16 protein-coding genes are annotated in these 16,390 nt (G+C 40.0%); 5 read left to right on the top strand and 11 right to left on the bottom strand.

What is annotated here, in order from left to right:
- Positions 1-252 precede the first annotated feature (252 nt).
- The 6 genes from AAEU28_RS01535 to seqA all read right to left on the bottom strand — a co-directional run bounded on the left by AAEU28_RS01535 (position 253) and on the right by seqA (position 7,559).
- Complete coding sequence (locus tag AAEU28_RS01535) at positions 253-1,812, bottom strand: dihydrolipoyllysine-residue acetyltransferase (RefSeq protein ID WP_421962670.1); 1,560 nt, start codon at positions 1,810-1,812, stop codon at positions 253-255.
- Between the two features lie 9 nt (positions 1,813-1,821).
- On the bottom strand, positions 1,822-2,799 hold the full coding sequence (locus AAEU28_RS01540) for a transketolase C-terminal domain-containing protein (protein WP_058029906.1): 978 nt from the start codon (positions 2,797-2,799) through the stop codon (positions 1,822-1,824).
- Entirely contained in the window at positions 2,799-4,016 is a 1,218-nt protein-coding gene (locus tag AAEU28_RS01545; RefSeq protein WP_421962671.1) for a thiamine pyrophosphate-dependent dehydrogenase E1 component subunit alpha, read from the bottom strand. The genes AAEU28_RS01540 and AAEU28_RS01545 overlap by 1 nt, the downstream gene beginning before the upstream one ends.
- A 247-nt stretch (positions 4,017-4,263) precedes the next feature.
- Positions 4,264-5,298, bottom strand: coding sequence for a succinylglutamate desuccinylase (gene astE / locus AAEU28_RS01550; protein ID WP_421962672.1), 1,035 nt, complete (start codon positions 5,296-5,298; stop codon positions 4,264-4,266).
- 71 nt (positions 5,299-5,369) lie between these two features.
- Positions 5,370-7,007, bottom strand: coding sequence for a phosphoglucomutase (alpha-D-glucose-1,6-bisphosphate-dependent) (gene pgm, locus AAEU28_RS01555; protein ID WP_421962673.1), 1,638 nt, complete (start codon positions 7,005-7,007; stop codon positions 5,370-5,372).
- A gap of 9 nt (positions 7,008-7,016) precedes the next feature.
- Positions 7,017-7,559, bottom strand: a complete 543-nt coding sequence (seqA, locus tag AAEU28_RS01560; protein WP_421962674.1) for a replication initiation negative regulator SeqA — start codon at positions 7,557-7,559, stop codon at positions 7,017-7,019.
- A 126-nt stretch (positions 7,560-7,685) separates the two neighbouring features.
- Here seqA and AAEU28_RS01565 point away from each other — a divergent pair, with 126 nt between their 5' ends.
- From AAEU28_RS01565 to fur, 5 genes are all read left to right on the top strand, one after another.
- Entirely contained in the window at positions 7,686-8,444 is a 759-nt protein-coding gene (locus AAEU28_RS01565) for an alpha/beta fold hydrolase (protein WP_421962675.1), read from the top strand.
- Between the two features lie 85 nt (positions 8,445-8,529).
- The gene (locus AAEU28_RS01570; RefSeq protein WP_058029912.1) at positions 8,530-8,751 is read left to right on the top strand and encodes a DUF2788 domain-containing protein; all 222 of its coding nucleotides are present in this window, start codon (positions 8,530-8,532) and stop codon (positions 8,749-8,751) included.
- Positions 8,752-8,753: 2 nt separating this feature from the next.
- Positions 8,754-9,032 (top strand): LexA regulated protein, encoded by a 279-nt coding sequence (gene ybfE / locus AAEU28_RS01575; protein WP_058029913.1) that lies wholly within the window; start codon positions 8,754-8,756, stop codon positions 9,030-9,032.
- A 14-nt stretch (positions 9,033-9,046) separates the two neighbouring features.
- Positions 9,047-9,574, top strand: a complete 528-nt coding sequence (gene fldA, locus AAEU28_RS01580) for a flavodoxin FldA (RefSeq protein WP_058029914.1) — start codon at positions 9,047-9,049, stop codon at positions 9,572-9,574.
- A gap of 102 nt (positions 9,575-9,676) precedes the next feature.
- Positions 9,677-10,120, top strand: a complete 444-nt coding sequence (gene fur, locus AAEU28_RS01585) for a ferric iron uptake transcriptional regulator (RefSeq protein ID WP_421962676.1) — start codon at positions 9,677-9,679, stop codon at positions 10,118-10,120.
- Between the two features lie 255 nt (positions 10,121-10,375).
- On the opposite strand, the gene AAEU28_RS01590 is transcribed toward fur, so the two are convergent.
- The 5 genes from AAEU28_RS01590 to AAEU28_RS01610 all read right to left on the bottom strand — a co-directional run bounded on the left by AAEU28_RS01590 (position 10,376) and on the right by AAEU28_RS01610 (position 16,347).
- The gene (locus AAEU28_RS01590; RefSeq protein WP_421962677.1) at positions 10,376-10,786 is read right to left on the bottom strand and encodes a hypothetical protein; all 411 of its coding nucleotides are present in this window, start codon (positions 10,784-10,786) and stop codon (positions 10,376-10,378) included.
- Positions 10,786-11,718, bottom strand: coding sequence for an ornithine cyclodeaminase family protein (locus AAEU28_RS01595; protein ID WP_421962678.1), 933 nt, complete (start codon positions 11,716-11,718; stop codon positions 10,786-10,788). Before AAEU28_RS01595 ends, AAEU28_RS01590 begins: the two co-directional genes overlap by 1 nt.
- Positions 11,719-11,727: 9 nt before the next feature.
- Positions 11,728-12,807 carry a M24 family metallopeptidase gene (locus AAEU28_RS01600; protein WP_421962679.1) on the bottom strand — a complete coding sequence of 360 codons (1,080 nt, stop codon included), beginning with the start codon at positions 12,805-12,807 and terminating at the stop codon, positions 11,728-11,730.
- Positions 12,808-12,876: 69 nt separating this feature from the next.
- Positions 12,877-14,211: a DUF1501 domain-containing protein gene (locus AAEU28_RS01605; protein WP_421962680.1), complete on the bottom strand. Its 1,335-nt coding sequence runs from the start codon at positions 14,209-14,211 to the stop codon at positions 12,877-12,879.
- Between the two features lie 9 nt (positions 14,212-14,220).
- Complete coding sequence (locus tag AAEU28_RS01610) at positions 14,221-16,347, bottom strand: DUF1800 family protein (RefSeq protein ID WP_421962681.1); 2,127 nt, start codon at positions 16,345-16,347, stop codon at positions 14,221-14,223.
- Positions 16,348-16,390 lie beyond the last annotated feature (43 nt).

Here is a 16,390-nt window from a genome sequence, read left to right on the forward strand (position 1 = left end):
CCTACTCCTGTGAGTTTTGCGTTTTTCATAATGACGCGTAACACAATACATACAATTTATATTGTATACAATATTTTATTTGATCTTTTATTAACTGGAATATGTAACAAAATATACATTTGATCATAAATTAAGGGTTAACAGGTACAAAAAAGAAATATCGGAAAGGTAGAATTAGAATAAAAACGTTAAGTGTTCATTAACAAAAAACCCCGCATTGGGCGGGGCTTTAAAATATATTTTGAAAATAACTTAGCGCATCGCCATCATCATCTTCGCAGGATTTTCAAGGTAAGCCTTCCATAGATTATTGAATCGAGCAATTGTGCCACCATCAATAACTCTGTGGTCGCCAGACCAACTGACTTGCATAATTGCACGAGAAACGACATTACCTTGTGAATCAAAACGAGGTAAGTGCTGTAATTTACCTAATGCCACAATCGCCACTTCAGGCTTATTAATAATTGGCGTTGCAGTTGTACCACCAATTGCACCTATATTCGAAATCGAAATTGTGCCGCCCTTCAAATCATCAGGTGAAACGCGTCCTTCTCTAGCTGCATCAGTTAAGCGTGTTACATCCTGGGCAACATCAACTATAGATTTACTCTGACAACCTTTAATATTTGGCACCAATAAACCAAGTTTTGAATCTACAGCCATACCGATATTGTGGTCATCAAAATAGGTGATCTCAGTGCAGTCATCGTTTACTTGTGAATTAACAATTGGGAACTCTTTAATCGCAAGCGAAAGTGCCTTAATAAAGAATGGCATCATAGTCAGCTTGATACCTTCTTTCGCATACTGCTCTTTGAGCTCTTTGCGAAGCGCGATCAGGTCAGTTAAGTCGATTTCATCGCTGAATGTAAAGTGTGGAATGGTCGATACCGATGCAACCATCTGCTTTGCCATTGCTGCTTTCATGCCACGAATAGGCTCTACACGCGTGCCCCCTGAAGTAACAGCTTGCACAACCTCTGAAGCAGCCGCTGTGTTTGTTGCAGCTGGTTTGGTTTCAACAACCGCTTGTTGCTCAGTCTCACCGCTTACAAACCTGGCAATATCTTCTTTATACACTCGGCCATTTTTGCCAGAGCCAGGTACCAAGTTAATATCGATATCTTGCTCACGCGCTAAACGACGAACAGCTGGAGACGCGATTGCTTTACCATTTTTTGGTAATTGCGTTTTCACTGTAGTATTTTGTGTATCAGCTTTTGCAGCTGGCTTACTTTCAGCTACCGAAGAAGTTTGAACATTGCCATTACCACCAGCTAAACGCATTTGGAATAACGGACTATGAACCTGTGCAATTTCACCCTTCTGATAGTAAAGCTTTTCAACCACACCATCGTATTTAGCTGGGATCTGTACCAAGGCTTTGTCTGTCATTACGTCACACACAGCTTGGTCTTCAACTATGGTGTCACCTTCGCTGACTAACCACTCAACGATTTCACACTCAACAATACCTTCACCAATGTCTGGCAGTATAAAGTCTTCTAAATGAGAACCTGAAGTGTCTGATGACGCTTGAGTGTCATTAGCTACTTCGGCAGGTGCAGCACCTGCTACATCCATTGCAAAAAGCGGCTCATGCACTTTAGCAATTTCGCCTTTTTCATAGTGTAATTGTGTGATCACACCATCATGTACGGCAGGAATTTGTACTAGCGCTTTGTCGGTCATTACGTCACAGATAGGTTGATCTTCTTTTACTTCATCACCGACTGAGACTAACCACTCTACAATTTCGCACTCTACAATGCCTTCGCCAATATCTGGTAAGATAAATTCTTTTGACATGTCTAATCCTTAAAACTCAACCGACTTTTTAATCGCAGAGAACACTTTAAGTGCATCTGGTACATATTCTTTTTCAAGTGCCAGTGGGTAAGGAGTATCTAAGCCACACACTCGTAAAATCGGCGATTCTAAATGTAAGAAACATTCTTGCTGAATAGTTGCAGCGACTTCAGCACCAAAACCATTGGTGATCGGAGCCTCATGACTAATGATCAAACGGCCTGTTTTGGTCACAGATTTAGCAATGGTTTCAACATCCCAAGGCAGAATACTACGTAAGTCAATGATCTCACAGCTGATACCTGCTTCTTCTGCTTTTTCAGCAGCCTGCTCGATGATTTCCATCTGCGCGCCCCAAGCAAGGAGCGTCACATCTGAGCCTTCTTTTACGACTTCAGCTTTACCCAGCTCAATTTCGTAGTCTTCTTCAGGTACTTCACCGACTGAAGCACGATATAAACGCTTCGGCTCAAAGAAAATTACCGGGTTATCATCTTTAATACATGCACGTAATAAACCTTTAGCTTGGTAAGGGTTACGAGGTACAACTAATTTCAAACCTGGTGTATGCGCAAAGTAAGCTTCTGGAGATTGTGAATGGTATAAACCGCCCGCAATACCACCGCCGTAAGGCGTTCGAATTGTTAAATTACCCACATTGAATTCATTACCACTGCGGTAACGGAATTTAGCCGATTCGTTCACGATCTGATCGAATGCAGGGAAGATATAATCCGCAAACTGAATTTCAGCCAGTGCCGGAGCGCCAAAAGCCGCTAAACCATTTGCGAAACCAAGAATACCTTGCTCAGTCAGTGGCGTATTAAATACACGATGCTTACCGTATTTTTCTTGTAAACCTGAGGTTGCACGGAACACACCGCCGAAATAACCCACATCTTCACCGAAAATACAGGCTTGCGGATGCTCTGCCATAGTGATGTCTAGCGCCGAGTTAATGGCGTGTAGCATATTCATTTTAGCCATTATTTGATTCTCCCTGAAGTCACTGGGTACGCTTCTGGATGTTGCTTGATATGTTCTTTTAATTCTTCGTATTGTTTTTGAAGCGCTGGAATTGGCGTGTCGTATACATCAGAAACTAACTCTTCTAATGCTGGTTTTTGTACTTTCTCAGCAACCTTTAATGCAGCAAGAATTTCTTCACGGATCTTATCTTTTGCCGCTTCGTCTTCTGCTTCATTTAACCAGCCCTGTTTTAATAACCAGTTTTTGAATCGCTCAATTGGGCAAGCCGCTCTGAATTCAGCTTCTTCATCTTTACTACGGTAGCCAGATGGATCATCTGATGTTGAGTGAGCACCTAAACGATAAGCAATCGATTCGACTAATACAGGCTCGCCCTGCTCTGCTGCGATTTTACGTGCAGCTTGTGTTGCGGCATAAACCGCCAGTGTATCAGTACCATCAACACGGATCGTTTTGATACCATAGCCCACGCCACGTGCAGCAATACCATCGCCTTTAAATTGTTCATCTGCTGGCGTTGAAATCGCATAACCATTATTACGCGCGAAGAAAACAACCGGTGCTTTATGCACAGCAGCCATATTTAAACCGGCATGGAAGTCGCCTTCAGAGGCAGCACCCTCACCGAAATAACAAATAGTCACGTTTTCGATTTCAGAAGCTAGTTCACCGGTTGCAGCATCGATATGATTCAATTTTTGACCATAAGCATAACCTGTCGCTTGCGGGATTTGCGTACCAAGCGGTGAAGAAATCGTCATATAATTAAGTTCGTTAGAACCATAGTGGATTGGCATCTGACGGCCTTTACCTAAATCAAGTTCATTTGAGAACATTTGATTCATAAAGTTATCTAGGCTAAAACCACGATAAGCAAGCGCTGCTTGCTCGCGATATTGGGCCATGATCATGTCATCATGTTTAAGCGCTGCAGCACTGGCTGTCACAGCGGCTTCTTCACCAAGACATTGCATGTAAAAACTAACACGACCTTGACGCTGTGCAGCCTGCATACGTTCATCTAGTAAACGAATGAAGCGCATAGTGCTATATATTTTTAATGCTGTTTCTTTGTCTAGCTCTGGTGCGGTTGCACCATCAAGGATCTCACCATTATCACCGAGAATTTTTAAGGTGGGGATATTCAGTGCATGGCCATCAATAAATTCCAGCGCGTGGCTGATATTTAGAGATATGTTATTCGGGTTAATCATAACCTACCTTCTCTTGTTGTCATTATCCATTTGCATGCAAATAACTACTCAAAAGTATTTATTCGTTCGCTATGTTGTTTTATGAATAATCTGTGCGATTTATGCAATTGGTTTAAATTAAACCTATCGACACTTTACGTTAACGTAAAGTGTTATTCAACTGATCATAGATGAATAACACTTAATTTGCATAAATATTACTGGAAAGAAAAGAATACGCTATGTTATTAGCTTTTAATTCAGTTACTTATATGAATTTTTGATTAATTTGCATAGGAATAACGGTTAATAATGCACGCTGACCTAGTGCAACTTTAGCATTTGGGAAAATAATGGCTTCGCCTTCAACTTCTGCAAAATACTGCTTTTCGCCGTCATTTGCTAACAACTCACCCTTTGCAAAGCCTGTGAAGTTCACTGCGCTGTCTGGGAAAGTAAAGCTAAATGCTTCTTGCGTTCTGTTAATCGTTCGATACACTTCAAACAATTCAAAGTCGTCAGAATTAAATTCCTTATATTCGACTTTTTCTTGGCTAATTAATGCAGTCAGTGTTTGCTTGGTTTTCTCAAAGCGCGCCATATCATTTTCACCAAAAGGCTTAACTTGACCCAGCTCAATGGTAAATGCATCTGCTCCAAATTCATTTGAAGAAAAATAACTGAATGTCGTCGCCGGTGCTGCCATCATTAATACGGTGTTAACGCCGCAAGAAAGCAAGAACTGAAGTTGTGACTTTTTCCAAGGCTTACCATTTAAAAACGGATAAACTGCAAATTTCTCGTTCTTTGAACCTCGAATAGCCGTGTGTAAATCATAGTGACAGCGGTATCGACCAGCTTCAACTTCATTAAAAAAGTCAGACACATAAGTTTCTAACTTTTTCGCTCTGTCTCTTTCAGCGTTTTGTACATCACCTTTACTATGTGAACCACTGAACAAACGGTTTAGGTTCTCTTCTACAAATCGCTCACCAATATTAATTGATTTTGGATTACCAAAAATAAACAGCACGCGCTGCTTAAGCTCTAGCTTGCCTAAGATAATGTTTTGGATCAGTTCATCACAAATTTCAATCGGCGCCGTTTCATTACCATGAACCGCACTTGATAAAACGATATCTTTTGTTGTTTTTACACTAGGTGTGAATTTAATAACGCCTGTATCAAGTACATCAACTTGCGTCCCATTTGCTAGAACAAATGATGTCGGCTCTAAATGAAATTCGTTTTCGCGAGTGATTGATAAAAAGTCACCAGACTTTTTAAGTGTTTCAAGGTACATACTGTCCCCTTTTGTGAGAGTGTATTAATAAAAAAGCCATGCTTGAGCATGGCTTTTATAGAATAAATTGTTTAGCTAATTACTGAATCAACCAGCGCTTTGGCCTCTTGCTCTAGTAACGCTAAATGCGCTTCACCTTTGAAAGATTCAAGGTAAATTTTGTAAATATCTTCAGTGCCTGATGGACGAGCTGCAAACCAGCCTGATTCAGTCACGACTTTTAATCCACCAATGCCAGCTTTGTTGCCTGGTGCTTCAGTGAGTTTTTCAATAATTTTATCACCAGCAAGCGTATCTGCAGTCACATCTGCAGCACTAAGTTCTTTTAATTTTGCTTTTTGCGCTGCATTAGCGGGGGCATCAATACGTTTGTATAGTGGCGCACCGAATTCTGCTTCAAGCTCTCTGTAACGTTCTGATGGTGTTTTACCGGTTACAGCTAATATTTCGGCTGCAAGTAGACCTAAAATGAAGCCATCTTTATCGGTATTCCAAACTGTTCCATCACGGCGTAAGAATGACGCACCGGCACTTTCTTCACCACCAAATGCCAGCCACTGCTCACTTAAGCCTTTTACAAACCATTTGAAGCCTACTGGTACTTCAAACACCTCTTTATCAAGTGACTTAACCACTTTGTCGATCATTGCCGAAGACACCAATGTTTTACCCACTTTAATGTCTTTCGCCCAATCACGATGAGTAAGTAGATAATCAATCGCCACTGCTAAGAAATGATTTGGATTCATCAAACCATCTTTGGTTACTATGCCATGACGGTCATAGTCCGGATCGTTACCAATACCAATATCAAAGTCATCTTTTAACGCAATTAAGTTTGCCATCGCGTAAGGTGACGAACAATCCATACGGATCTTGCCATCTTTATCTAAAGGCATAAATGCAAAACGCGGATCAACCTCAGGGTTTACAACTGTTAAATCTAGGCCGTACTTTTCTTTAATTACAGGCCAGAAATTGATACCAGAACCACCTAGAGGGTCAATACCAATTTTTACACCTGCCTTTGCAATCGCGTCTAGATCAACAATATTGATTAAATCATCAACGTAAGGTGTGATTAAATCTTCATACTTAATGAAGCCAGATTGCTTAGCCTTAGCGAAAGGAAATAACTCAACTTCGACTAAATCTTCTAGCAATAGCTGATTGGCTCTGTCTTCGATCCACTTGGTGATATCAGTATCAGCTGGGCCACCATTTGGCGGGTTATATTTGAAACCGCCATCTTCAGGTGGGTTGTGCGAAGGTGTTACTACAATACCGTCGCTTAATTCATGTGGGTGGGCTTTGTTGTAACACACAACCGCATGGCTGATCACAGGTGTTGGTGTATAGTCATCATTTTCTTGCGTAATGACTTGGACTTCATTCGCTACTAACACTTCTATGGCTGAGTTAAAAGCCGCTTCAGATAACGCATGTGTGTCTTTGCCTAAAAATAACGGGCCAAAAATATTATTTTCTTTACGATAATCACAAATAGCTTGTGTAATCGCTAGAATATGAGACTCGTTAAACTTAACATTTAACGAACATCCACGGTGGCCTGATGTGCCAAAAGCAACACATTGCTCAGGGTTTTGTTCTAAATCGGGCTCATTTAAATAATAAGCCGAGACAAGTTTTGGAATATTCACTAATGTGTCGTGTTTTGCTGGTTTGCCAGCACCTGGATGGATAGACATAGAACGTCCTTATAAGTAATCTCTAATAGTTTCAGCGTCAGCTTCTTTATACCCTAAACCTAAGGCAACCTCATGTAACATCATCTTCTTACGTGTGGTATTAGAATTGGTCATGACCCAATATTCACTGTCTGCGATATTTTTAGGGTTCATACTGCTGCCACTTTCTAATAAAGCTTCTTTACTTTTTGCAAAGTAAATTCTGTCTCGGCCTTTGATTTCTAGAACCGAGTCAAAGTTGTCTTTATGGGTGCGGTGTAATGCACTTAAAATAAATAAAAATCGGCCTACTACACCTTTTTGCATAGCGAGCTCTTCTTTATTAAGAATATTAAAAACATTAGCAGTTTTAGTGGTCACTTTTGTGACGCTTTGTTCTTCAACTGTCTCTTGCTGTGGTTCTTCTTCTAATACAACATCATCAACTTCTGAAGATGTGTTGGGTGATAACTTTAATAAACGACGCAGAATGTCTGAGGCACTTTCACCAATGCTTTGCGTATTACTGGCGATATATTGATAAAGCTCGTCATCTATTTCTATTTTTTTCATGCTTTTCCTGTCATTACTGATTTTGGTGCATCGAGCTGATTATATAATGAAATGAGCCAAGACACTATGCCTTTGCATTTCACCAATACACTGGCAAAATTACCTCATAATTTATCGGAGTGCAAAATGCTATTAAATTTCAAGCAAACAGGAGCTGGTCCCGTTGTCGTGATCATGCATGGCCTATTCGGTTCATTAGAGAACCTTAACATTATCGCAAAAGCCCTTAGCGAACATTACACTGTCATTAATATAGATTTAAGAAATCATGGTGCATCTTTTCATGAAGATGAAGTGAGTTACCCTGCTATGGCACGAGATGTGCTCAATTTGCTTGATGAATTGAATATAGAAAAAGCGCATATCATCGGCCACTCCATGGGCGGCAAAGTCGCAATGCAATTAGCCATGCTTGATGAAACACGTGTTAATAAGCTTGTGGTGCTTGATATTGCACCTGTTGATTACCACCCTCGCCATAGTGCTATTATTAATGCGCTGCAATCTGTTCAGAAACAAGATGTAAGCTCGCGCAGTGAAGCTGACACAATAATGAAAGAATTTATAGATGAGATGGGTGTTAGACAATTCTTATTAAAAAGTTTGTCTAAATTTGAAAACGGTTACGCTTGGAAATTCAACTTAAATACCATTGTTGAAAACTATTCAAAGATCATCTCAAATATTAATGAGACTCATTCCTGCCAATGTGATACCTTATTTATTAAGGGGAATAATTCGGACTACATATTGCCTGAACATAGAGAAGCAATTGTCTCATTATTTCCAAATTCGAAAGCAAAAGTCATCCATGGTGCTGGACATTGGCTTCATGCTGAAAAACCACAAGCCGTAAATCGGTCAATTATTGATTTTCTTCAATAATTAGCGAGTTTTTCACTCACACTATTAAATTATGATACTCGGTTATGATATAGTAGCCGCCGTTTAAATATTAGTTAGAGCAAGTATGGCCAATCAGTATATTCAACAGTTTGAAACTATGGGACTGTATTTCGGTTTAGCAGGCATCTTTTTCTTTATCGGAATGGCAATCAACGATGTTTTAAAAAAAGGTGATGTGCCTAAATTTGGTCGATATATTGTTTGGCTCGTATTGTTTCTAGGCTGTTCAGGTTTTATTGCAAAAGGGCTTATACAAGCATTTTGGCAAGGCGCTGGCGTAGGATAAACATGGCCAAGTCAGAAACAGATCGTACAACAATCGATCTTTTTGAAAATGAGAAACGTCCTGGTCGTCCTAAAACTAACCCGCTTCCACGTGAAGTGCAGTTAAAAGTTAATAAGCGGAACCAGATCAAACGTGATAAGGCAAGAGGGTTAAAGCGTATTGAGTTCAAAGTATCATCTGAGCTTTACCAAGCACTAAGTGATATGGCTCAAGCGCAAAATATCAGTAGAAGCGCTCTGATAGAAACCATTTTGCAAGAGAAATTAGCGAACAATAGATAGAAGGTAAGTATTACATGGCAAGCGTAGGTATTTTTTTCGGTAGCGATACTGGTAACACTGAACACGTTGCTAAGATGATTCAAAAAGAGCTTGGTAAAAAGCTTGTTGATGTAAAAGACATCGCTAAAAGTAGTAAAGAAGAAATTGCTGAGTTTGATTTAATCCTGTTTGGTATTCCAACTTGGTATTACGGTGAAGCACAGTGTGATTGGGATGATTTCTTCCCAGAGCTTGAAGAAGTTGATTTCGAAGGCAAGCTAGTTGCTATTTTCGGTTGTGGTGACCAAGAAGATTATGCTGAGTATTTCCTTGATGCAATGGGCATGATCAACGATATCGTTACTGAGCGAGGTGCTATTGTTGTAGGTCACTGGTCTACAGAAGGCTATGACTTCGAAGCATCTAAAGCGATGGCTGATGATAATCACTTTGTTGGCTTGGGTATTGATGAAGACCGTCAACCAGAGTTAACAGAACAACGTGTTAAAGCATGGTGTGCACAAGTATTTGATGAAATGTGCCTAAGTGAACTTGTTGACTAATCAATAAGTTTTGCACTTATAGCCAATGCACGTTACCTTTAGTAATGAAGTCGTGCTCATTGCTAGAGTAAAATAGAATTAATAAAATTACTGAGACAGATAATGACTGATCATAACTTAGAGTTGAAGAAAGCAGGGTTAAAAGTTACTTTGCCACGAATTAAAATTTTAGAAATCTTGCAGTCTCCTGATAATCAACATATCAGCGCTGAAGACGTTTATAAAATTTTATTAGATAAAGGCGAAGAAATTGGCCTTGCAACAGTTTATCGAGTTTTAAACCAGTTTGATGATGCAGGCATTGTTACTCGCCACCATTTTGAAGGTGGTAAATCTGTCTTTGAATTAGCGGGCAGCACTCACCACGATCACCTAGTATGCTTGAAGTGTGGCAAGGTTGTTGAATTTGAAGATGAAGTTATCGAAACCCGTCAGGTTGAGATTGCGACTCAAAATGGCATCAAATTGACTAATCACTCTTTATATCTTTACGGTGAATGTGAAGATGCTGAAGCGTGTAAAAAATACGCTGAAGAAAATAGCTAAATTAGAAAAGCCGACGTAAGTCGGCTTTTTTTGCTTCAATAAAACCTTCTCTATACACCTACTTACCTACCTTCAAACAATCACTTATACCACCCCTCTTAATTAAGCAGCCTATTTTGAGGCAATAAAAACGAGTCAATAACAAGGAGAAATTTTGTTATTTATCTGTTCTAAATAGGAAATTTTCAACGAAATTAGCGTCAGTTTTAGTCCCTCAAAATGATTGAGTATTATTGAGGATTGGTATTCTTACTTCTAAGTATGTTTGAATACAGCGATTAGAATTAAACAAGCACTAAGACAAAGTGAAAGGCTCACCCACAACTTTGCATATCTTGTTTGCTGACAAGCATTGTAATAACACTGTTTGGGGTTCTCAGGATCAATTAAAATGAAAGTGGCCTTTTGATCTTTAAACGATTCATATAAATCGGGTCTAAAGGCAGTTTGACAACAATAGCTAATTTCATTAAAAGTAAATTCAACTAAAAGACTCGACTCACCTAACATTTCTAATGGCCCAGCCTTATGCTGTTTTACTTTAACCAAATTCTCTACTTGCACCTGACGCCATATACGTTTGTTTAATTGCTTCTTTTTGCTCTGCCACATTATGAATGTGGCAGCAAAAAATAACGAGGTAACGAGTACACTTAACCAGATCATCACTGCGACTTATACACCAAATGTGCTGTTATAAGGTCGCTTAGCGCAGTACCAACTGATTTAAATAAGGTAATATCAGTTTTAGCTCTTAATGTATCAAATTGATGCATTTCGCTAAGTTCAGCGATGATCTGCTGCTCCGAAAAAACGCCTTCGGCAATAGGAATAAGTATCTCCCCAGCTTCATTCAACACGTTCTTTTTACTATCGACAAACACTTTTGAACGCACAACACAAGCAGAGTCACACTCTCTAAATTGTTTGTGGTGATTGCCAATTAAGTCTATATGCGCGCCATCTGACACCCAATTACCATCAAACAAAGGGTCATGTGCCCCCGTACCACAACTGATGATGTCAGCCGAACTAATGGTTGCTTGATTTGACTCTCCGAGTAAAAATTCTACTTGTGAATATTTTTCAGCAAGTAACGAGCGTAAACTTTCTGCTTTATCTGTGTTTCTTGCAATGATAGTTACTTTCTTAATATCACGTACACTCATATGGGCTTCAATCATGTAACGTGACAAATTACCTGAACCAAAGTACACCAAATGGGCACTATCTTGTCTTGATAGATATTGACTTGCTAGCGCGGACACTGCTGCCGTTCGCCAAAGTGTCACACTCGTGCCATCTACCAATGCCAGTGGCTCACCGTGAGTGCGATCAAACAACATAATTTTAGAATATAAACTTTTATATCCATGCTCTGCATTCGAAGGAAAATAAGTAAAGGATTTAACACCGATAACTTCTTCATTCCATGCAGGTAAAACGGCAAAAGCATCGTGGTTCTCTTCAGACTCTGATAGTTCAAAAACTTGTCTGGTCGGTGTGCCCGCAGGTCTTGAAAAGCCTTCTTTTAAAGCGTCGATGACCTTGTTGAAATTTAAACTCGCATGTACTTGTTGTTCGGAAACTATTTTCATTTCTTTTCCTTAATTAATCACAAACGATTTTGGTGCATGGGTTATAAACTCAAAACCATCATGAGTAATGAGCACATCATCTTCAATACGGATACCGCCAATGTCCGGTATATATACACCGGGCTCGATGGTTATAATGTTTCCTGCTTCTAACCTATAATCTGTATTTGAGTTTATAAAAGGCACTTCATGTAATGCCAAACCCACCCCATGGCCCAGTCCTTTGCCTGCATACTCTAAAAAACCAGCTTGAGCCAAAACATCTAATGAAACCTGATTTAGCTGCTGGCAATCGACTCCTGCTTTAAGACTCTCTAAAGATTTGCTTTGAGATGCCATAACAGCTTCATACATAGCTTGTTGTCGAGAGTTTGGTTCGCCATAAACATAAGTACGCGTCATATCTGAACGATAGCCATTTACAACAGCACCAAAATCAACCAGTAACAAGTCACCATAATTAAGCTTTCTTTCACCAGGCTTCCCATGCGGCAATGCACTTCGCTCTGCAAACAATAAAATGGTGTCGAAGCTTACACCATCAGAGCCAAGCTTTTTCATTTTGTAGTCAAGCTCAGTAGCCAAATCTAATTCAGTCACCCCTGTTGAAACTTGTGTGAGCAAATCCGCAAGGGCCAAATCTGCAATAGCTGCTGCTTTTTTAATAGAAGCAACTTCGAACTCGTCTTTAACCACCCTGAGTGTTTCAATGCAACCATCAAGTGGTGAAACATTATATGAGGCTAATTCATTCGCGATAGATAACCAAACACCATAATTGATAGCTTGGCTTTCAAACCCCGTTTTTTCATGAGGTAAGAAACGTTTTATACACGCGCCTAATGATTCGCTGTCTCTGTCTCTGCAAATAATTTCACAACCATTGCTTTCTGATTTTGCCCGTTCGAAATATCGGTAATCAGTGATCAGAAATAGACCTTGTGTTGAAACGATGAGGTAAGCTGCGTTACCACTGTAACCTGTTAGGTAGAAGATGTTTTCATAATTAAACACCAACAAGTTTTTTACGCCTTTCTCTTGTAAAGCAACTAATAAACGTTGCTGACGTTGAAGATATCGTGTCTGCATTTGAGTTAAACCACCGCCAATAATGGCAATAACATAACCCAAACAACAATTGTATACAATATCCTTTTGTTAACTTCGCATAAATGGCAAGGTATGTGAGTTAAAGTTGGCTAAGTTTGGAAAAATATCAACCAATTCTGTGTTATCTAAACCAAACCACTGCGCTAAAGACGCAAAGTATTGCTCATTGGCAACTTGTGGGATCAAACGACCCCCCCGCGTATCATTCGGACCGTCTAGATGTTGCATCATCAGTGAGCCATAAATTTCTCCGCCATTTACCGCGCCGCCCATAATGATTTGATTTCCCGCCCAACCATGATCAGTACCATCACCATTGGACGTTAGTGTGCGACCAAAGTCACTCATCGTGAATAAGGTTACATCATCGTTTGCATTGATGGATGACATCGCTGCATTGAACTCTGACAAAGACTGAGATAAAGCGCCTAATAATGCTGGGTGAGTTGTGAGTTGATTATCATGAGTATCGAAGCCACCCATGCTAACAAAGTAAATCTGCCTTTTTGCATTGAGTGTTTCTCTGACTGATATTGATTTAGCCACCGTATGCAGTTGCTGTGATAAGCTGCTATCAGAGAAGTAGCTGCTTAGATCTTCGCTGGACTCAATGGCACTATTCATTGTTTCGGTATTTGTAATCGCTTTTTGCATTTTCGAACCATATGCACTCGCTAGAGGGTGGGTTGACTGGGCCAACACTCTATTCATTATACTTTTTACATGGGCTGCGCGATTTCCAGTACCATTAATTGGGTTTATTTTACTGACACCACTTCTATGTAATGAGAATGGCGTGAGATTAACACTGGTTTGCCACGGATTTGTGCCTGCCAGTGAAATGTTGTTCACGAATGAGCCACCTTGATCTAATCGCTCTAATAGTCTTGCGCCCCAGCCACTATTTAAAGAGATTTTTTCTCTGCCATGCATCCATGTCGCTTGCTGATCGTTATGAGAGAATAAGTGCTTAGGAAGAGGCACACTTTCATTTTGATAGTCTGCTTTGCTAGTTGGCACAATCAAGCTGCCTACACCGGATATAAAAGCCAAATTTTTATTATCAAAAATAGTTTTTATTGAACCCATAGCAGGATGAAGACCTACTCCACCAGCAAATTCACTAACTGGAGCGAGTTGGAGTGCATCTGTCACCGCTAAGTTTTGTCGACTTGCTTCGTATAAGCTCCGCTGTTCGCCCTCTAAAGGCACCAACATATTTAGTGAATCATTACCACCGAATAAAAAGACACAGACAAGCGCTTTATGATCGTCAAAGCTATAAGACAAAGATCCCTGAAAAGCCTGTAGCTGCAATTGAGTTAATGCGGCAACCGATACTCCACCTTTCATACAATAAGATAAAAACTTTCTTCTATTCATGTCCGTCTCCTACTGCTGCAAGGTAAATTCAGGTGAAATTGAAATTAAATAAACAAGATTGGAAATACGTTGGTAACTGTCGCGGCTTGCAAAAAACTCATCCATATCAACTAACGATTGTCTCATTTCTTGTGACATATTACCGGCGAAAAATAGCAAATCGTATTTATCTAAAACTGCACTCAGCCCATTCATATTGATTAAGTCGTGGTCTGTTTGCATATATAAATAAAGGCTGTTTTCATTTAACTCATCATGACGCTCAGCCACACGCCAAACGAGATCTGCATAGTGGGTGTTAATGATACCAACTAACGCTGCGTCATTAGCAATTTGCAGTTCGGGGGCAACAAATTCAGTACTTGCCAACTCCCCAGGCTGAAAATCCGGTCTAAAAAAATTGAATACAGAAGGCGACTGTAAAGGACCTTGACCATAAGTTGAGGGTAAATTCCAAGTGTAATAGCGGTTGTTAAGGGTTTTAGCGTTAAAAACCCGCCAGAACTGAACTGTTTTGAGTAAAGGTTCTTTTATTTTGCCAAAATGGGCAAGCGGTGAACCAAGACCTCTAGCTTCATTATCTAAATAAATCGCTTTCACTGTGGCAGCCAAATCTCCCCTTACCCCCTCACCGTTATCATTGAATACCATAGCGACCCGCTCTACGTAACCTGGGCTTGGGTTAGAAGTAATTAATCGTTGTATTAGCTGTTTTGAAATAAATGGTGCGACATTATCGTGATTAAACAAATTATCTAACGCAATTTCTAGGCTTTGTTCCGCGCTCGTATTTGGTGGAATAAACTCACCATTTAGCAATGTTTTTTCAGCGCTCGAGTGATAGTCTTCAAAAGCTTGCATCGGCAAAGTATAGTTTCTACTTGGCCTGCTCCACCTAGCACTATATGCAAATGTCCAACCAGTAAACACTTTTGCAAACCCTTCAATTTCAGTTTGACCGTATGTTGGTATGATTTCACCATTTACATCTTGCTTAGTCGTACCATTTAAATTTAGTTCGTTAAGACCTATAGTGAATAACTGCATAACTTCACGTGCATAATTCTCATCAGGCCGAATATTACGTTCTAGATCAGCCTTTTCATTTCCTAGGTGGCTTAGGTACACCCCCATCACAGGTGATAAAGTGACTTGCTCTAATAAGTCTCTATAATTTCCAAAAGCGTATTCAAGTAAAATGTCATAATAAGCAGCCATGCCTTCAGGCTCACCACTGAGTGATGTATTTAGATCGGATACAACAAAGATTTCACTCAGGGCAAAAGCAACACGCTGTCTTAACTGATCTTCTGCGTTTAAACTTGCTTTCCACCATGCATCTATACGATTAATTTGATTGGGCTCATCACGGTTTGGGTAATTTTCGACGAGTGGACTGTGATAAGTAATCGGGAGGTTAAATTGATCATCAAGCCATTGTTCGTAACTTTTACCTGTAACTGCCAGAATTTCATTATAAGTCGGTCCAAGACTTGCCTGGTGGAGAAGCCTTGCAGCTTGTGCCTCGTTCATATCCTTCAATACTGAAAATCTAACTTCTTGTTCCGCGGAAAGACCATCTGAATTGGTCACTGTCACTAAGAAATGATACTTTTCATCTAGAGCTGTGGAATTATTAGAAGCTGTAAACTCTAACGAATCAGTCGTTGTCAGTGCGATTTCAGGTCCTGTTAATTGTTGCCATGCAAAACTGAATGATTCTGAGCCTTGCTCTGTTACCTCGACCTTAACTTTAACTATTTCACCTTGTTTGAAGGTATCTGAATCTATTTTTATGGCAATAACCGGTGGTTCGGCTTCATCGCTACTATCATTATCAGAATCGTTCTCTGAATCCTGGTCAGACCCACTGCTAGAGTCATCACTAGAACCGTCTCCCCCCCCATCTGAATCTGAGCCATTTCCATTATCAGAATCGTTCTCTGAATCCTGGTCAGACCCACTGCTAGAGTCATCACTGGAACCGTCTACCCCCCCATCTGAATCTAAGCCATCTCCATTATCAGAACCGGATACTGCGGGCTGTTCTGGTGCTGGCTCTTCAGATTGCGATCCGCCACCACATCCTGTTATCAAGGAAAGTATCAGTATTATAAAAACGTACCTAGCGATCATGTGTAATTATTCCAATTCGAACAATTTATAAACTTTAGTACCA

This window comes from Pseudoalteromonas sp. SS15 (genome assembly GCF_049257195.1).
Classification (GTDB): Bacteria; Pseudomonadota; Gammaproteobacteria; order Enterobacterales; family Alteromonadaceae; genus Pseudoalteromonas.

Excerpts from the sequence above, each read along its gene's own strand:
- AAEU28_RS01545 (WP_421962671.1), bottom strand. The coding sequence starts at position 4,016 with ATGATTAACCCGAATAACATATCTCTAAATATCAGCCACGCGCTGGAA.
- ybfE (WP_058029913.1), top strand. The coding sequence starts at position 8,754 with ATGGCCAAGTCAGAAACAGATCGTACAACAATCGATCTTTTTGAAAAT.
- AAEU28_RS01610 (WP_421962681.1), bottom strand. The coding sequence starts at position 16,347 with ATGATCGCTAGGTACGTTTTTATAATACTGATACTTTCCTTGATAACA.
- AAEU28_RS01565 (WP_421962675.1), top strand. The coding sequence starts at position 7,686 with ATGCTATTAAATTTCAAGCAAACAGGAGCTGGTCCCGTTGTCGTGATC.
- pgm (WP_421962673.1), bottom strand. The coding sequence starts at position 7,007 with ATGTCTATCCATCCAGGTGCTGGCAAACCAGCAAAACACGACACATTA.
- fur (WP_421962676.1), top strand. The coding sequence starts at position 9,677 with ATGACTGATCATAACTTAGAGTTGAAGAAAGCAGGGTTAAAAGTTACT.
- seqA (WP_421962674.1), bottom strand. The coding sequence starts at position 7,559 with ATGAAAAAAATAGAAATAGATGACGAGCTTTATCAATATATCGCCAGT.
- AAEU28_RS01540 (WP_058029906.1), bottom strand. The coding sequence starts at position 2,799 with ATGGCTAAAATGAATATGCTACACGCCATTAACTCGGCGCTAGACATC.
- AAEU28_RS01535 (WP_421962670.1), bottom strand. The coding sequence starts at position 1,812 with ATGTCAAAAGAATTTATCTTACCAGATATTGGCGAAGGCATTGTAGAG.
- AAEU28_RS01600 (WP_421962679.1), bottom strand. The coding sequence starts at position 12,807 with ATGCAGACACGATATCTTCAACGTCAGCAACGTTTATTAGTTGCTTTA.
- AAEU28_RS01570 (WP_058029912.1), top strand. The coding sequence starts at position 8,530 with ATGGCCAATCAGTATATTCAACAGTTTGAAACTATGGGACTGTATTTC.
- AAEU28_RS01595 (WP_421962678.1), bottom strand. The coding sequence starts at position 11,718 with ATGAAAATAGTTTCCGAACAACAAGTACATGCGAGTTTAAATTTCAAC.
- fldA (WP_058029914.1), top strand. The coding sequence starts at position 9,047 with ATGGCAAGCGTAGGTATTTTTTTCGGTAGCGATACTGGTAACACTGAA.
- astE (WP_421962672.1), bottom strand. The coding sequence starts at position 5,298 with ATGTACCTTGAAACACTTAAAAAGTCTGGTGACTTTTTATCAATCACT.
- AAEU28_RS01605 (WP_421962680.1), bottom strand. The coding sequence starts at position 14,211 with ATGAATAGAAGAAAGTTTTTATCTTATTGTATGAAAGGTGGAGTATCG.
- AAEU28_RS01590 (WP_421962677.1), bottom strand. The coding sequence starts at position 10,786 with ATGATCTGGTTAAGTGTACTCGTTACCTCGTTATTTTTTGCTGCCACA.